This window comes from Streptomyces sp. CB02009 (assembly GCF_001905825.1).
Classification (GTDB): domain Bacteria; phylum Actinomycetota; class Actinomycetes; order Streptomycetales; family Streptomycetaceae; genus Streptomyces.
Window position 1 is genome coordinate 1,192,734 of sequence record NZ_LIVV01000002.1, and the last position, 14,276, is coordinate 1,207,009.

At 72.7% G+C, this 14,276-nt stretch carries 15 protein-coding genes and 1 riboswitch; of the genes, 9 read left to right on the forward strand and 6 right to left on the reverse strand.

Features of this window, described 5'->3' with window-relative positions:
• Positions 1-73: 73 nt before the first annotated feature.
• Positions 74-589 (reverse strand): PaaI family thioesterase, encoded by a 516-nt coding sequence (locus AMK27_RS12370; RefSeq protein WP_073905562.1) that lies wholly within the window; start codon positions 587-589, stop codon positions 74-76.
• Positions 590-701: 112 nt separating this feature from the next.
• Between AMK27_RS12370 and AMK27_RS12375 the strand changes: the two genes are divergently transcribed.
• The 3 genes from AMK27_RS12375 to AMK27_RS12385 all read left to right on the forward strand — a co-directional run bounded on the left by AMK27_RS12375 (position 702) and on the right by AMK27_RS12385 (position 2,865).
• Positions 702-1,175, forward strand: a complete 474-nt coding sequence (locus AMK27_RS12375) for a winged helix-turn-helix transcriptional regulator (RefSeq protein ID WP_073906089.1) — start codon at positions 702-704, stop codon at positions 1,173-1,175.
• A gap of 74 nt (positions 1,176-1,249) precedes the next feature.
• A complete protein-coding gene (locus AMK27_RS12380) occupies positions 1,250-2,167 on the forward strand; it encodes a YhjD/YihY/BrkB family envelope integrity protein (RefSeq protein WP_073905564.1) in 918 nt (305 codons plus the stop codon).
• A 188-nt stretch (positions 2,168-2,355) separates the two neighbouring features.
• On the forward strand, positions 2,356-2,865 hold the full coding sequence (locus AMK27_RS12385; RefSeq protein ID WP_073905567.1) for an NUDIX domain-containing protein: 510 nt from the start codon (positions 2,356-2,358) through the stop codon (positions 2,863-2,865).
• A gap of 76 nt (positions 2,866-2,941) precedes the next feature.
• Here the strand turns inward: AMK27_RS12385 and AMK27_RS12390 are convergent, their stop codons facing one another.
• Positions 2,942-3,463, reverse strand: coding sequence for an AMIN-like domain-containing (lipo)protein (locus tag AMK27_RS12390; protein WP_073905570.1), 522 nt, complete (start codon positions 3,461-3,463; stop codon positions 2,942-2,944).
• 287 nt (positions 3,464-3,750) lie between these two features.
• On the opposite strand from AMK27_RS12390, the gene AMK27_RS12395 reads away from it, so the two are divergent.
• Positions 3,751-3,963: a hypothetical protein gene (locus tag AMK27_RS12395; protein ID WP_231069703.1), complete on the forward strand. Its 213-nt coding sequence runs from the start codon at positions 3,751-3,753 to the stop codon at positions 3,961-3,963.
• A gap of 124 nt (positions 3,964-4,087) precedes the next feature.
• Positions 4,088-4,585 (forward strand): peptidylprolyl isomerase, encoded by a 498-nt coding sequence (locus AMK27_RS12400; protein ID WP_073905573.1) that lies wholly within the window; start codon positions 4,088-4,090, stop codon positions 4,583-4,585.
• 199 nt (positions 4,586-4,784) lie between these two features.
• Here AMK27_RS12400 and AMK27_RS12405 read toward each other — a convergent pair whose 3' ends face one another.
• The 3 genes from AMK27_RS12405 to AMK27_RS12415 all read right to left on the reverse strand — a co-directional run bounded on the left by AMK27_RS12405 (position 4,785) and on the right by AMK27_RS12415 (position 8,720).
• Complete coding sequence (locus AMK27_RS12405) at positions 4,785-5,624, reverse strand: SDR family oxidoreductase (RefSeq protein WP_073905575.1); 840 nt, start codon at positions 5,622-5,624, stop codon at positions 4,785-4,787.
• A 111-nt stretch (positions 5,625-5,735) separates the two neighbouring features.
• Positions 5,736-5,984: a type B 50S ribosomal protein L31 gene (locus AMK27_RS12410; RefSeq protein WP_073905577.1), complete on the reverse strand. Its 249-nt coding sequence runs from the start codon at positions 5,982-5,984 to the stop codon at positions 5,736-5,738.
• A gap of 111 nt (positions 5,985-6,095) precedes the next feature.
• Positions 6,096-8,720 carry a SpoIIE family protein phosphatase gene (locus AMK27_RS12415; protein WP_073905578.1) on the reverse strand — a complete coding sequence of 875 codons (2,625 nt, stop codon included), beginning with the start codon at positions 8,718-8,720 and terminating at the stop codon, positions 6,096-6,098.
• A gap of 157 nt (positions 8,721-8,877) precedes the next feature.
• Between AMK27_RS12415 and AMK27_RS12420 the strand changes: the two genes are divergently transcribed.
• The 3 genes from AMK27_RS12420 (at position 8,878) to AMK27_RS12435 (ending at position 12,209) form a co-directional block, all read left to right on the forward strand.
• Positions 8,878-9,642, forward strand: a complete 765-nt coding sequence (locus tag AMK27_RS12420; protein ID WP_073905579.1) for an alpha/beta fold hydrolase — start codon at positions 8,878-8,880, stop codon at positions 9,640-9,642.
• A gap of 566 nt (positions 9,643-10,208) precedes the next feature.
• On the forward strand, positions 10,209-10,805 hold the full coding sequence (locus AMK27_RS12430; protein WP_073905581.1) for a hypothetical protein: 597 nt from the start codon (positions 10,209-10,211) through the stop codon (positions 10,803-10,805).
• A 114-nt stretch (positions 10,806-10,919) separates the two neighbouring features.
• Entirely contained in the window at positions 10,920-12,209 is a 1,290-nt protein-coding gene (locus tag AMK27_RS12435; RefSeq protein WP_073905582.1) for a phosphoribosyltransferase family protein, read from the forward strand.
• On the opposite strand, the gene AMK27_RS12440 is transcribed toward AMK27_RS12435, so the two are convergent.
• On the reverse strand, positions 12,203-13,084 hold the full coding sequence (locus AMK27_RS12440) for a LysM peptidoglycan-binding domain-containing protein (protein ID WP_073905583.1): 882 nt from the start codon (positions 13,082-13,084) through the stop codon (positions 12,203-12,205). The genes AMK27_RS12435 and AMK27_RS12440 overlap by 7 nt on opposite strands.
• 5 nt (positions 13,085-13,089) lie before the next feature.
• A riboswitch (cyclic di-AMP (ydaO/yuaA leader) is annotated at positions 13,090-13,273 on the reverse strand.
• A 341-nt stretch (positions 13,274-13,614) separates the two neighbouring features.
• Here AMK27_RS12440 and AMK27_RS12445 point away from each other — a divergent pair.
• Positions 13,615-14,217, forward strand: a complete 603-nt coding sequence (locus tag AMK27_RS12445) for a DUF6197 family protein (protein WP_073905584.1) — start codon at positions 13,615-13,617, stop codon at positions 14,215-14,217.
• The last annotated feature ends 59 nt before the right edge of the window (positions 14,218-14,276 follow it).

Sequence of the window (14,276 nt, forward strand, 5' to 3'; positions counted from 1 at the left end):
TCCGCTGACCGAAGCACGTCTGTGGCCCGGCAGGGACCGGCAACCGGTCCCTGCCGAGTCCCGCCGGACGGCTCTACGCGCGCGTGCCGCCCTCGCCCGCCGCCGGGACCGGGAACAGCATGCACGTGCTGGTCGCATGGGCGAGCAGCCGGTCCTCCGCGTCGTACAGTCCCGCCTCCGCGAGCGCGGTCCGGCGCCCGCGCGAGATCACCGTGCCGATCGCCCGTACCTTGCCGGTGTCGACCGTGATGGGCCGGAGGAACCGGGTCGCCAGGTCGAGCGAGGTGTACGCCGTGCCCAGCGGGAGCGTCGAGTGGACCGCGCAGCCCGCGGCCGAGTCGAGCAGTGTCGCGTAGACCCCGCCGTGCACGCTGCCGATCGGGTTGTAGTGCTCCTCGCCCGGCTCGAAGGCGAACACCGCGCGACCGTCCTCGACCTCCTCGAGGCCGAAGCCGAGGAGCGCCGCGATCGGGGGCCCCGGCAGGCGGCCCGCCACCATCTCCCGCAGGAAGTCGAGGCCCGCCATCGTCCCGGCGGCCCGTGCGGTGGCTCCGGCGTCCTCCCACTCGACCGTGCGCGACCGCCCCATGACCACTCTCCGCCCGACATGGCCGGCTGACTCCCAGCTGGCTCTGTACGGCGAAGCTAGCTCTCCTGAAAGCTGACTGTCAACGACGCAGCCAGGTGGCTACAGTGTGACGATGAAGTGGCTGGAGACGGACACGGAAAACTGCCCGGTCGGCCGCGCCCTGGAGCTCGTGGGCGAGAAGTGGACCCTGCTGATCGTGCGCGACGCCTTCAACGGCGTCCGCCGTTACGACGAGTTCCGCCGGCACCTCGGGCTGTCCGAGGCCGTCCTCGCCGACCGGCTCCGCAAACTGGTCGCGGCCGGCCTGCTGCGGGCGGAGCCGTACCGTGAACCCGGTTCCCGTACCCGGTACGAGTACCGGCTCACCCGCAAGGGCGTCGACCTCTGGCCCGTACTCCTGGCCCTGAAGCAGTGGGGTGACACCCACGCGGGCGAACCGGAGGGTGCGGTCCTCGACATCCGGCACACCGACTGCGGAGCCCCGGTCCGCGTCGTCGTCCAGTGCGACGGCGAGGAACGGGCCACCCTGGCCGCCCGCGACGTCACCGTCCGTCCCGGCCCCGGGGCCCGACCGATCACGCCCTGACCCCCGCCCCGCCCGGCACCCGTTCGGCCGCACCCCCGCGATGGCCCACCGCCCATCCGGGTACCTCACGAGGCATGCCCTCCACACCCGGTCCGCCGTACGACGGTTCCCCCGCCGACCACGGCCCCGAGCACGGCCGAGAACATGACCGCGCACACGGTCATGAACACGGCCACTGGTTCCAGCACCTCCACACCCGCGTCCTCGCCTCACCCGTCGGGCTCGCCTGGAACCGCGGCCGCGCCATGGAACTCATGCACCGCGCCATGGGCTTCGCGGCGCTCAGCCTGCTCACCCTCGTGCCGCTCCTCATCGTCGTCGCCGCCGCGGACCTCGCCAGCGGCCAGGGCTTCGCCCGCTGGCTCGTCCAGGGCCTCGGCGTCTCCGAGGTCTCCGAGGAGGAGGTCGAGCGGCTCTTCGGGCAGCCGGGGCAGGCCCTCCAGCGCACCACCGCCTTCGGCCTCGCCGCCCTCGCCGCCTTCGGCGTCACCTTCGGATCGGCCGTGCAGACCGGGTACGAGCGGGCCTGGGACCTCCCCACGGCCCGCTGGCACACCATGTGGAGGCACGTCGTCTGGCTGGGCGCCCTCGTCGCCTGCCTGCTCCTGTTCGTCGCCACCCCCGCACCGGCCGAGTCCCCGGCGGGGGTCACCCTCCTCGTCGCCCTGGGCGACCTGGTCGGAACCTTCCTCTTCTTCTGGTGGTCGCAGCGTTTCCTGCTCTGCGGGCGCATCCGCTGGCGCGCCCTCGCCCCGGGGGCGGTGCTGACCGCGCTCGGCCTGCTCGGGCTGCGCGTCTTCTCCCAGCTGGTCTTCTCCCCGCTCATCGCCTCGAACGCCGTGACCTACGGTCAGTTCGGCACCGTCCTCGTCCTCCAGTCGTGGCTCGTCGGCGTCGGCTTCGTCGTGTACGGAAGCGCCCTCGTCGGCCGCCTGGTCCATGAGCGGCTGCTCGACCGGCGCCTGCGCCGCGACACCCCGACCGGCGCCTGACCCCGTCCGCGCGCGCCCGCCCCACTCTGACGCCCTGGGCGCGGGAGGGGCGACCTGACAAAGGACGGCCCGGACCGGCGGGAAATCGATCACACGATCCGGTGATCCACCCGCGAGCGGCCCGGTGTCGTGCCCGGTGCCGCTTGGATGAGCGTGATCCCCATCGGCCCGTCGAAGGAGAGCCGCCCATGGCGAACATCTGGCTGCCGCCCGTCGAGTACGTCGCGACCCTGCCGAGAGCGACGGCGTACGCCTGCCTCTACTTCACCGACACCCGAGGCCGTCCCTTCCAGCTGCGCGCCAGCTACGACACCGAGCTGTGGCAGTGGCCCGGCGGGAACATGGACCCGGGGGAGACCCCCTGGGAGACGGCGGTGCGCGAGTGCCGCGAGGAGACCGGGATCGTCTTCACCGGCGAACCGCGCCTGCTCGGCACCCACTTCGTCACCGACCGCGGCGAGGACTGGCCCGCCAACCACATCGGTTTCGTCTTCGACGGGGGCGAGCTGACGGACGAGCAGATCGCCGGCGTCGTCCTCGACCCCGAGGAGCACAGCGAGTACCGCCTGAGCACGCTCGACGAGTGGGAGCGCGAGATGGAGCCGCGCGAGTTCGCCCGTCTCGCGGGCACCGACCGGGCCCGCAGGACGGGCACCCCGTTCTATCTGGAGACCGGCCACGCAGGCGACCGGCCGTAGGAGTACGCGGGAGGAGTACGGAGGACGAGTACGGAGGTGGTGCCGGCGCTCCGGACGGCCCCACCTCCGGCGGTCCTCAGGCCCGGCAGCCCACCGGGTGGGCGATGTCGACGACGAAGCGCTCCGGCGCGTGCAGCCGGTAGGTCTTGTAGACGGGTGTGGTGTCGAAGGCGGCTCCGATGGTGACCACGCCCTCGAAGTCGCCGGTCAGGGCGACCCCCTTGAGCGCGGGCAGATGGATCTTCAGGAGCCGGGGTCCCTGGTACACGGACCTTCCGGCGTCGTCGTGGGCGGCCGCGGGGGAGAGGCGGATCTCCAGGAACTGCTTGCCCGCCAGCGGGACCCGCCCGCCCGAGCCGTCGTAGTGCAGCGCGCCGACCCGGTGCACGGTGACCGGGGGCAGCGCGCCCCGTACGTCGATCACGAGCCGGTCGAAGGCCGCGTGGCCGCCCCAGCGGGCGTTGACGACCAGGGCCGTGGCCGGTGTCGACGCGCTCGGGGACGGGCTGTTCGTGGCGCCTGCCGGGATCGTGGCGCCGATTCCGGCGGTCAACAGGATTCCCGCGGCGACGGCCGCGAGGGTGTGACGGTGATGCATGACGTCCCCCAATTTCTCCTGCTCCGGGGACAGTGGTGTCACTGACAGAGACATGCGCGCACGCCGTGCGGTTCCACCCGTTTAGTGTAGATTCTCCGCTTTCTGGCTCCATTCGATGCGGCTCCGTCCGAGCCGGGTGCGCTCGCGCCGACGCGCGCGGGCGCGAGGGTCGGCGCGGGTGAGCGCGGGGGCCGGGCGGGCGCGAGCGCGAGGGCCGGGCGGGGATTCCGTCGGTCCGGTTCCGGCGCAGCCCGTAACTCCTCGGCCGTTCAGCAGTTGACCAGGGCATGAAGAAGCGCAGCATGCTCGCCATCGCCTCCCTCGCCGCAGGCGTCGTCACCGCCCTCGTCACGCCTCCGCCGCAGGCCAACGCCGCCGAGAGCCCGCTGGGCGGTGCGACCGGCCTCCTCCAGGAGGACAAGGGCGTCGACACCGTCCTCGACACCGTCCAGGGCGCCCAGAGCACCCTTCCCGCCCCCGGCGCCGGCGGGCTGCTCTGAACCGGTGACACCCGCGACGACCGGTGCCCCGCGCCCCCGACGGGCCGCGGGGCACCGGCACGCCGTGACCCGCGAGGAGGCGGCCCGTGCGCGCGCCGTGCGTGACTAATGACAGGATGTCCCCATGAGCGACAACGTTTACTTCGACATCACCATCAACGACGAGCCCGCGGGCCGGATCACCTTCAAGCTGTTCGACGACGTCGTCCCGGAGACGGCGCGGAACTTCCGTGAGCTCGCCACCGGCGAGCACGGCTTCGGTTACGCCGGCTCCCCGTTCCACCGCGTCATCCCGCAGTTCATGCTGCAGGGCGGCGACTTCACCCGTGGCAACGGCACCGGTGGCAAGAGCATCTACGGCGAGAAGTTCGCCGACGAGAACTTCAAGCTGAAGCACGACCGCCCGTTCCTGCTCTCGATGGCCAACGCCGGCCCGAACAGCAACGGCTCGCAGTTCTTCATCACCACGATCGTCACCGACTGGCTCGACGGCAAGCACGTCGTCTTCGGCGAGGTCGTCGAGGGCCAGGACCTGGTCAAGAAGATCGAGGGCCTCGGCTCGCGTTCCGGCGCCACTTCCGCGGTCATCAAGGTCTCCGAGTCCGGCATCGCGAAGGCCTGATCGCCTCTCCGAGCTGAGCCGAGGGCGCCCCGCGCGCTCTCGCTCGACCTTCCCGGCCTGGGCGGGGGACGCCGTCCGAGCGGCGTGCGTCCCCGCCCTCGCTTAGGTCCTCCGCGGCCACCGGCCCAGCCGGCCCGGCGGACGCGGTCCCGGGACCGGACGGCCCAGCCGTCCGTCAGCCGCCCAGCGTCGCCGTTCCTCAGCCGAAGGCGGGCGCGTTCCGCTTCGCCCACGCCGCGAACGGCCGCGGCGCCCGGCCGAGGACCCGCTCCACATCGGGACTCACCCGCTGCTCCTCCGCGCTGGGCTCGCCCATCACCGAGAGCATCCCGTCGACGGCGTCCTCCGGCAGGAACTCCACCAGCCGGGAACGGGCCTCGCTCGCGCTCAGCGCCACGAAGGCGACCTCGTCGCCCAGCGCCCCGGCCAGTGCCCGCACCTGCTCCCGCGGCGACACCGCCACCGGCCCGGTCAGGACGTACGTCCGACCCGCGTGCGCCGCGGGGTCGCGCAGCACCTCCGCCGCGACACCGGCGATGTCCACCGGGTCCACCACCGGCAGCGCCACATCGGCGAACGGAGCCGCCACCGTACGCGCGGAGCGGACCTGCTCGGCCCAGAGGAAGGCGTTCGAGGCGAAGCCGCCCGGCCGCAGCACGGTCCAGTCCAGCCCCGACTCCCGGACCGCCGTCTCGAAGCCCCGCAGAATCTCGTGCGACACCGAATCGGTCCGCGTTCCCACCAGTTGCGAGGACTGGAACACGATCCGCCGCACCCCGGCGGCCACCGCAGCCGCGACGATCCCGCGCGGATCCAGCTCGTCCCCGAGACCCGCCACGAGCAGGTACACCGCGTCCGCGCCCTCGAACAGCCCCTTGAGGCCGTTCACATCGGCCAGATCCCCCTGCCGGTGCGTCACTCCCGCGGGCAGCCCGCCGGCCGGACGACGGCTCACCGCCGTCACCGTCTCACCGGCCGCGGCCAGCAGCTCCACCAGCGGTCGTCCGACGTTCCCGGTCGCTCCGGTCACCACGATCACAGCTCTTCCCCTCCAGGGAGTCATCGGCGGAGCGCGAGCGCTCCGCCGTCTTCGTGACCTCATCCTGGAAGGCGAACCGGCCACCTTCCGGCCAGTTCCACGAGGCAGGTGTCAGCTCTCCTCGCCGAAGCGCCGCTCGAACTTGGCGATCCGGCCCTCGGAGTCCACCGTCCGTGCCGTGCCCGTGTAGAAGGGGTGGCTCTCGGAGGAGATCTCGACGTCGACCACGGGGTACGTGTTGCCGTCGTCCCACTCGATGGTCCGGTCACTGGTCGCCGTGGACCGGGTCAGAAAGGCGTACCCGGCCGAGCGGTCGCGGAAGACCACCGGGCCGTACTCGGGCTGCTTGTCCTGCTGCACGTGTCCTCCTCGGGCTCACGCCCTGGCTCGTCCGGCCTGATCGGCACGGCACCCCCAGCCTCCCCGTGCCCACGGCGACCGACCAGTGCCACGGGCCCGACCGGGTGACCGTCAGTCGTGTTCGGGCCGCCGCGCCGCGAGCAGCAGAGCGATGTCGTCCGGGCGGGACGTGACCTGCCGGGCGTCCCGGATCACCCGGTCGGCCGCTTCCGCGAGAGGCATCGATGCGGTCGCCGCGAGCGCCCGGCGCAGCAGCTCGATCCCGTCGTCGATGTCCTGGCCCGGCTTCTCCACGAGCCCGTCCGTGAACAGCGCGAGCACCGCACCCGGGTCCAGTTGCAGCCGCGTCACCGGATACGAGGCGCGGACGTCGATCCCCAGCACCATCCCGCCCGCGAGCTCGATCCGCTCCGTCATGCCGTTCGGATGCATGAGCAACGGCGGCGGATGCCCGGCCCGTACCGCCCGCAGCTGACCCGACTTCGGGTCGAGGAGTACGTAGCAACAGCTCGCGAACTGCCCGGGATCCAGGTCGATGAGCAGCCGGTTGGTCCCCCGCATCACGTCCTGGGGCCGATGGCCGGCCAGCGCGAAGGCCCGCACGGCGCTGCGCAGCTGTCCCATGGTGGCGGCGGCCGCCACCCCGTGCCCCTGGACGTCGCCGATGACGAGCGCCAGGCGCCCACGCCCCGTCTCGATCACGTCGTACCAGTCCCCTCCGACGTCCATGCCCTGCGTGCCGGGCAGGTAGCGACCCACCGTGTCCACCCCCTCCCGGACCGGGAGCCGGTGGGGGAGGAGCGCGTCCTGGAGCCCGCGGGCCACCGCCGACTCCGTGTCGTACCGCTGGGCCCGCTCCAGCGCCTGCGCGATGAGGCCCGCGAGCGCCGTGAGGACCGTCCGCTCCTCCGAACTGAACCCGCGCGGCCGGTCGAAGCCGAGGATGCAGGAGCCGACCGGCCGGCCGGAGGCGATCAGCGGCAGGAACGCCCGTGCCCCCGAGTGCGCGTCCAAGGGCAGATCCGGATACCGGCGGCCCAGCTGCTTCATCGACTCGAAGAACAGCGGCCTGCCCGTCGTGAGGGTCTCCACGCCGGGCACGTGGGCGTCCAGGGCCACGCCGTCGAAGGGTTCGAGGAAGCCCGGCGGGAAGCCGGTCTCCCAGGCCAGATACAGCCGACGGTCGCTCAGCAGGTAGATGGCCAGCTGGCGCCCGCCGAACGCCGGAAGAAGCTCCTCCGTCACGACCGCCGACACCTGTCGGGCCGTCACCGCCTCGGACAGCGCGATCGCCAGGGCCACCGGCCGGTACAGGGCCGACACCTGGTCGTCGGGCAGGGACAAGGTGTCCTCCGCCGGCGGGCCGGGCTGGGGGCGCTCGGGCGTGGGGCGTTCCGGCGGGGGACGGACCGGTTCGTTCTCCGGCACCAGGACCATGGTCACGCCGTCCCGCCCGGGATGGAGCGAGACCGAGAGCCACTGACTCCGCTCGGGGCGGGCCAGGAAGCGCACCGGGTCGCCGGAGATCATCGCGGCGCGGAGCTGCTCCTCGTGGAACGGGAGGGCGAACCAGGGCAGTGCCTCCCACAGCGGCCGTCCCGCCAGGGCCTTCCGGGGGCGGCCGAGCAGCCGCTCGGTGCGTTCGTTGACGTAGGTGACGCGTCCCAGGCGGTCGATTGCGAGGATCGCGCGGGGGAGCCGGTCCGTGGCATCGGAGCCGATCAGACCGGTGCCGAGGTCGACGAGGGTGCAGGTGAGCCGCAGACCGGTGCTGACACCGCCGGTGCCGAGCCGAGGTGCGCCCGCCCCGCCCCCGCCCGCGTGTGGTGTGCCGCCCGGGTCTGTGTGCGATGCCGTGCCCGGGGAGGTCTTGCGCGCCCGTGTGGAGACCTCGAGCAGGTGCAGACCTCCGTCCGGTCCCTTCAGCCGGATCCGGCGCACCACCGGCCGCCCGTCCGGCCCCGTCGCCTGCCGTGCCGCCGCCCACAGGGCGTAGCCGTCCTCCGGCTCCAGGAGCGAGGTGAGGACGCCGATCGGGCACGGCGAGGGCACGTCGGCGCCGAGGATCGCCAGGAGGCCGGAGTCCAGCGCGACCATGCCGCTGTCGAGGTCCCAGTCGAAGGAGCCGAAGCGGACCGGAGGCGCGCCCGAGGTGGAGAGCTGCACGCACACCGGGTCGCCGGGCCATTCGACGGTCGTCCCCTGGCGGGAGAGCTCGGCGAGGGTCTCGCCGAGGCGCAGCGCGCCCCGGGTCATCCGGTTCCGGTCGCGGGTGTCCACCGGGACCCCGGGAGTCGGCGCTCGCAGGGCGACGAGGACCCCGAACCGTTCGCGACCGGCGACGACCGGGGTGTACAGCGAGGCGAAGGGGAACGGCAGGCTGGCCACCAGCTGCGGAAACCGCCGCATGGCCTCCTCGACGTCATGCAGGTGGACGGCCTGTCCGGAGCGGTGGACCTCGGCGATCGGGAAGGGCCGGTTCGTGTGCATCCGGAACCACGGGCGGAACAAGGGACCCGGCAGTCCCACCAGGGCTGCCATCCGCAGCAGTCCGGGCGTTCCGGAGCGCAGGTACACCCCGCCGGCGTAGCCCCCGACCTCGTCGACCGCCCGCAGCGCCGCCTCGGCGAGCGTCCAGGTGAGAGCACCGGAAACCGGCCCGTCGGCAGTTCCTTCCCCGGACAGACGCCCGCTGCTGCCCGCCGGGCCAGGGGCGGTCGTGCCGTGCGAGGTCACACAGCCAGGATGCCCCTCACCGGAAAGGCATCGCATCCCGGACCTCTTCTCCCGCCCGCCCGGCCTGGGGGTGTTGACCGCACGCGTCCGTCCCGTCACACTCGGTCGTCGACCGGCGCCGCAGGGGCGCCGCGCCACCTCACGACCAGGGGGCAGGATGACGGGCCGGGTTCTTCCGTACGAGGTGCAGGGCGAGGGTCCGAGGCGGGCACTCGTGCTCCACAACTGGTTCGGCGACCGCACCAGCTTCGCCCCGCTGCGGGCCCACCTGAACGACGCCGCCGGCGCGTACGCCTTCGTCGACTGCCGCGGCTACGGCGAGGCGCTGGACCACGCGGGCGCGTACACGATGGAGGAGGTCGCCGCCGACGCGTTCGCGGTCGCGGACGACCTCGGCTGGGACTCGTTCTCCGTCGTCGGGCACTCGATGGGCGGCAAGGCCGCGCAGCTGATGCTCCTCGACGCGCCCGACCGCGTGCGTTCGATCATCGGCATCTCACCCGTCTCCGCGGCCGGCTTCCCCATGGACGGCGCGACCTGGGAGCTCTTCGCCGGCGCCGCCGACGAGGCGGCGAACCGGCGCGCGATCATCGACAACACCACCGGCGGCCGGTACGACGACGCCTGGCTGAGCACCCTCGTGGAGCGCTCCGTCCGGCGCTCCTCGGCGACGGCCTTCCGCGCCTACCTGGACTCCTGGTCGCGCACCGACTTCCACGAGCGCGTCCGCGACAACCCGGCCCCCGTGCTGCTCGTCGTCGGCGCCCACGACCCGGCGCTCGGCGCCGAGGCGATGGAGGCGACCTGGCTGCGCTGGTACCCCAACGCGCGACTGGAGGTCCTCAAGGACGCCGGCCACTACGCGCCCGAGGAGACCCCGCAGGCGCTCGCCGAGGCCATTGAGGCCTTCCTCGCCGCCTGAGGGACCTTCCGCGGTGTCACCGGGGACTTCGGTCCCGGTGACGCCCCCCGGCCACCGGGCACCCGACCCGTGAAGGGTGCGCGAGCGCACCGGCCGGAGGAGCGGAAGGCGGGAGAGGCATGGCGGAGCCGAGTGGGCGCCTGGGGAGCGAGTGCGGCGGCGGGGACGGTCGTGGCGAGAACCCTCATGGTCAGGTACGCCAGAACCCTCATGGTCAGGTACAGGGTGAGAGTCACGTTCAGGTCGAGGGTCAGGGCGAGGACGACGGCCGGGGTCCGGCCGTTCTCCGGGCCCCGGGCGAGGGCGGCCCGGGTCCGACTGTGTTCCGGGCCCCGGGAGGGGACTGCTGAGCGCGAGGGAGCTGCGGTGAAGGAGGGAGTCGCGATGCGGGAGGGAGCCGCGGTGCGGTCCGGCTGAGGTCGGGCCGGCGACTCTCATCCGAACGTCGAAGCAGGCGACGACTTTCGAGGACAGCGGTGCGGCCCCCCGGCACCGGATCATCGTGCTCACGACCTCATGGGGCAGGTCCTCGACCGACCCGCCCACGACCAGCAGGAGCACGTTCGATGGGCCTCGCGCAGACGCAGCACCGTTTCCTCGTCCGGCAGAAGGTGACGCCCATGGCCAACCGCTACCTGGTGCACACGGCGGGAGCGGACGGCGAGGAGGGCGAACTGGTCGCCTTCGCCCACCAGAAGAGACTGGCGTTCAAGGAGGAGGTCACCTTCTACACCGACGAGTCCCGGCGCCAGGTCCTCTTCACCTTCAAGGCCCGCCAGGTCATCGACCTCGGCGCGACCTACGACGTGCACGGAGCGTCCGGCACCCGGCTGGGCAGCTTCCGGAAGAACTTCGGCGCCTCCCTGCTGCGCAGCACCTGGCACCTGAGCCGCGAGGGCGCCGAGGAGGAGTCGACCGGGCAGGAGCGGAGCGAGGGCCTCGCGCTGCTGCGGCGTGCATGGGAGTTCCTGCCCTACACCGACCTGCTCCCCTTCGTCGTGCCGTACCACTTCGACTTCACCGAGTCGGGCCGCTCGGTGATGTCCGTCGAAAAGCTCTTCGGCCTCCGCGACCGGTACGTGCTCGACATAGCGGACCCCGAGCTCGACCGGCGCCTCGCGATAGCCCAGGCCGTGGCCCTCGACGCCCTCCAGTCCCGCTGACGTCCGGCTCACCCGCCCGCCGGGGAAGGGGCGCCTTACCCTGGAGGGACGGGCAGGGGACGGAGCACGGCGTTCCGCGTGCCCGGAGCCGTGCAGGCGGAAGGACGACAGGTCATGTTCTTCAGTGATCGCACTGACGCCGGTCGGCAGCTGGCCGCCCGGCTCGGCCATCTCAAGGGCCATGACGTCGTGGTGCTCGGTCTGCCGCGCGGTGGGGTTCCGGTGGCGGCCGAGGTGGCCGACGCCCTCGACGCCCCGCTCGACATCTGCCTGGTACGGAAGCTGGGGGTGCCGCAGCAGCCGGAGCTGGCGATGGGCGCGCTCGGCGAGGGCGGCGTACGGGTGGTGAACGAGCGGGTGCTTCACGAGGCGGGGGTCGGCGCGCGCGATCTGGCCGCGGTCGAGGAGCGCGAGCACGTCGTGCTCGACCAGCGGGCCCGCCGCTATCGGGGCAGCAGGCCTTCCGTGCCCCTGGAGGGCCGGACGGTCCTGGTCGTGGACGACGGTCTCGCCACCGGTGCCACGGCGCTGGCGGCCTGTCGGGTGGTGCGGGCCCGGGGCGCCGCCAGGATCGTCCTCGCGGTGCCGGTGGCGCCCCGCGGATGGACGGCCCGGCTCGGCGGGGAGGCCGATGAGACGGTGAGCGTGCACGCGCCGGAGGTCTTCTCCGCGATCGGGCAGTTCTACCGGGACTTCACGCAGACCCCGGACGCGGAGGTCGTCGCCTGTCTGGACCGGATCCGCGCCGCGCACGGGCCGGTCGTCCAGGACGCGGACGTACGGATCCCCGTCGCCGACGGTGTCGCGCTGGCGGGCCGGCTCGCGGTGCCCGAGGACGCCACCGGCATCGTCCTCTTCGCCCACGGCAGCGGGAGCAGCCGGCACAGCCCCCGCAACCGGGCGGTGGCGGGGGCGCTCAACCGGGCGCGACTCGGAACGCTGCTGTTCGACCTGCTCACCGAGGCCGAGGCCGTCGACCGGGCGCATGTCTTCGACACCCCGCTGCTCGCCGGCAGACTGGCCCGCGCGACCGAGTGGCTCGCCGGGCGGCCGGAGAGCGAAGGCCTCCCGCTGGGCTACTTCGGGGCCAGCACGGGAGCGGCCGCCGCGCTGTGGGCGGCGGGCGACCCCGCGTCCTCCGTGGCCGCCGTCGTCTCACGCGGTGGCCGGCCGGACCTCGCGGCCGACCACCTGGCGCGGGTCGAGGCCCCGACGCTCCTCGTGGTCGGCGGCAGGGACGCGCTGGTCCTGGACCTCAACCGGCGCGCCGCGTCGCTGCTGCGCTGCGAGAACCGGCTGGAGGTCGTGGAGGGCGCCACGCACCTCTTCGAGGAGCCGGGCGCCCTGGAGGATGTGGCGGAGCTCGCCACATCCTGGTTCACCGGGCACTTCCGGGATCAGTAGGCGCCGTTGACGTTGTCGATGGAGCCGTAGCGGTCGGCCGCGTAGTTGCAGGCGGCGGTGATGTTGGCGACCGGGTCGAACAGGTCCATCGACGTGCCGGGCACGTGGTAGGCCAGGAAGGTCGGCTCGATGACCTGGAGCAGACCCTTGGACGGGGTGCCGGCCACGGCGTTGGAGTCCCAGAGGTTGATGGCCTGGGGGTTGCCGGAGGACTCCCGCATGATGTTGCGGTGGATCCCGTCGTACGAGCCGGGGATGCCGCGCTGGGCCATGATGTCCAGCGACTGGCGGATCCAGCCGTCGAGGTTGTTGGCGTACTGGGTGGCCGCGACGGGCGCGGCCTTGACCGGGGCGGCGGCGGCCGCGGGGGCGGCGGCCGAGGCACCCGTGCCGGCGGCCGGGGCGGCGCTCCGGCGCTCGGAGCGGCTCGCCCGTTCGGTCGTGTCGGACTTCTTGGCCTTCGTGGGAGCCGCGGCCTTCACGGAGCCCGGACGAAGCGTCAGTTCGAGGCCCGGGTGAATAAGTGACGGATTGTCACCCACGGCGCTCCTGTTGGCGCTGTAAAGACCCTTCCAGCCGCTCTGAATTCCCTTCTTCTGGGCGATCAGGGAAAGCGAGTCGCCGCTGACGACCGTGTAGGTGCGCGCGGCGGCCGGAGCGGCAGGGGCCTTCACGGCAGCCTTCGCGGCGACCGGGGCGGCGGGAGCGGTGATGGTTTTGGCAGCGATTTCCGGAGCTCCGGAAACGGGCGCGGCGCCGGCCACGGCCGGGCTGAGCAGCGGGAGGGCGAGGGCGGCTCCGCCCGTGCCGACCAGCGCGAGTCCACGGAGGGCGGGGCGGCGGCGGGGACGGCGGTGCGTACCGTGAGCAGGCATGACGGGATTCCTCTCCGGCGCCTTCGGGGTGAGCTGTCGGGTTCGGACTGGAGATGTCCGGCCGCGTGCACGCGGCTTCACCCCGAGCCGTTCCGGAATCCGGGCCGGCGTATTCGTGGGTCCCCCGCTCCTGCCATCGGGTGAAAGGGAGGTGTTTCGAGCGGTGGCAGGATTCGGCGATCCACTCGAATGGAGGTGACCGTAGGCCAGTAATGCGACGGAGAACAAGAGGATCTGTGTCCGGGCGTCGGTGAAAGGATCATTGAATTCATGGAATTCAAGATCGATGGTGACTCCCGTGCATCGAACTTCCTTGTCCCGCACGGCTTGCGTGGATTTCGATCACCGGCGGGCCGGTGGGAAAGTGAGTCGCATCACCGGGTGCCTAATGTCCGAATGCGCACGGAAATTCGTTTAGTGGTGGAGTGGGGGAAAAGGGACTGTTCGGTCGCGGGGGCACTCAAGGGCATATGTCGCAAAACCGACATTCCTCATGAAAGATGGAGCCACCCGACCGAGGAGCCACCCGGATGTCGCCCTCCGCCCCCCTGCTCACCCCCGAGGCCCTCGACCGTGAGGCCGCCGCCCTCTACGAGAGCGCCGCCTGGCAGCGGATCGTCACCGACTTGACCGCGCCTGCGGCGCCCGCACCCGCCGACGAGAGCTGGCGTGACCTGCTCAGCGTGCCGGTGGAGCGGCTCGTCGCCGACGCGCTCGACGCGCTGCCGCCGCCCCTCCCCGCCGAGCGGCGGATCCCCGGCCGGGTCGGAGCCGTCCTCCCCGACCGGCTGCATGCCTGGCGTCGCATCGGACGGGCCGAGCTGCGCCCCTCGGTCCACCTCGGCTACGCGCGCCTCGTGCTGACGGAGTGGGGCTGGCAGAACGCCCCGTACAAGCTGCGCGACGCGCGCGGGGCGCGGTGCGTCTGCGGTGCGCTTCTCGCCGCGCACCGCCTCGGCCACGGCAGCGCGACCACGATGAACGAAGCGGCCGCCTGGATCATGGCGGAGCTCCGGTCGCGGGGGTGGCACGAGCTGATCGGGCCGTGGAACCGGGCTCCGGGCCGTACGGCCGCCGACGCGGTGGCGCTCCTCGACGCGACCATCCACCGCGCGGCGCACGCCGGACGCTGACGGCCCGGCGCCCCGGTCGCCTGACGGTCCGGCGGCCCGGTCATCTGGAGGCCCGGCGC

Bases quoted from the DNA above. Each gene is read 5' to 3' on its own strand.
- AMK27_RS12445 (WP_073905584.1), top strand. From the start codon at position 13,615: ATGTCGCCCTCCGCCCCCCTGCTCACCCCCGAGGCCCTCGACCGTGAG.
- AMK27_RS12420 (WP_073905579.1), top strand. From the start codon at position 8,878: ATGACGGGCCGGGTTCTTCCGTACGAGGTGCAGGGCGAGGGTCCGAGG.
- AMK27_RS12430 (WP_073905581.1), top strand. From the start codon at position 10,209: ATGGGCCTCGCGCAGACGCAGCACCGTTTCCTCGTCCGGCAGAAGGTG.
- AMK27_RS12380 (WP_073905564.1), top strand. From the start codon at position 1,250: ATGCCCTCCACACCCGGTCCGCCGTACGACGGTTCCCCCGCCGACCAC.
- AMK27_RS12370 (WP_073905562.1), bottom strand. From the start codon at position 589: ATGGGGCGGTCGCGCACGGTCGAGTGGGAGGACGCCGGAGCCACCGCA.
- AMK27_RS12395 (WP_231069703.1), top strand. From the start codon at position 3,751: ATGAAGAAGCGCAGCATGCTCGCCATCGCCTCCCTCGCCGCAGGCGTC.
- AMK27_RS12390 (WP_073905570.1), bottom strand. From the start codon at position 3,463: ATGCATCACCGTCACACCCTCGCGGCCGTCGCCGCGGGAATCCTGTTG.
- AMK27_RS12375 (WP_073906089.1), top strand. From the start codon at position 702: ATGAAGTGGCTGGAGACGGACACGGAAAACTGCCCGGTCGGCCGCGCC.
- AMK27_RS12440 (WP_073905583.1), bottom strand. From the start codon at position 13,084: ATGCCTGCTCACGGTACGCACCGCCGTCCCCGCCGCCGCCCCGCCCTC.
- AMK27_RS12435 (WP_073905582.1), top strand. From the start codon at position 10,920: ATGTTCTTCAGTGATCGCACTGACGCCGGTCGGCAGCTGGCCGCCCGG.
- AMK27_RS12385 (WP_073905567.1), top strand. From the start codon at position 2,356: ATGGCGAACATCTGGCTGCCGCCCGTCGAGTACGTCGCGACCCTGCCG.
- AMK27_RS12400 (WP_073905573.1), top strand. From the start codon at position 4,088: ATGAGCGACAACGTTTACTTCGACATCACCATCAACGACGAGCCCGCG.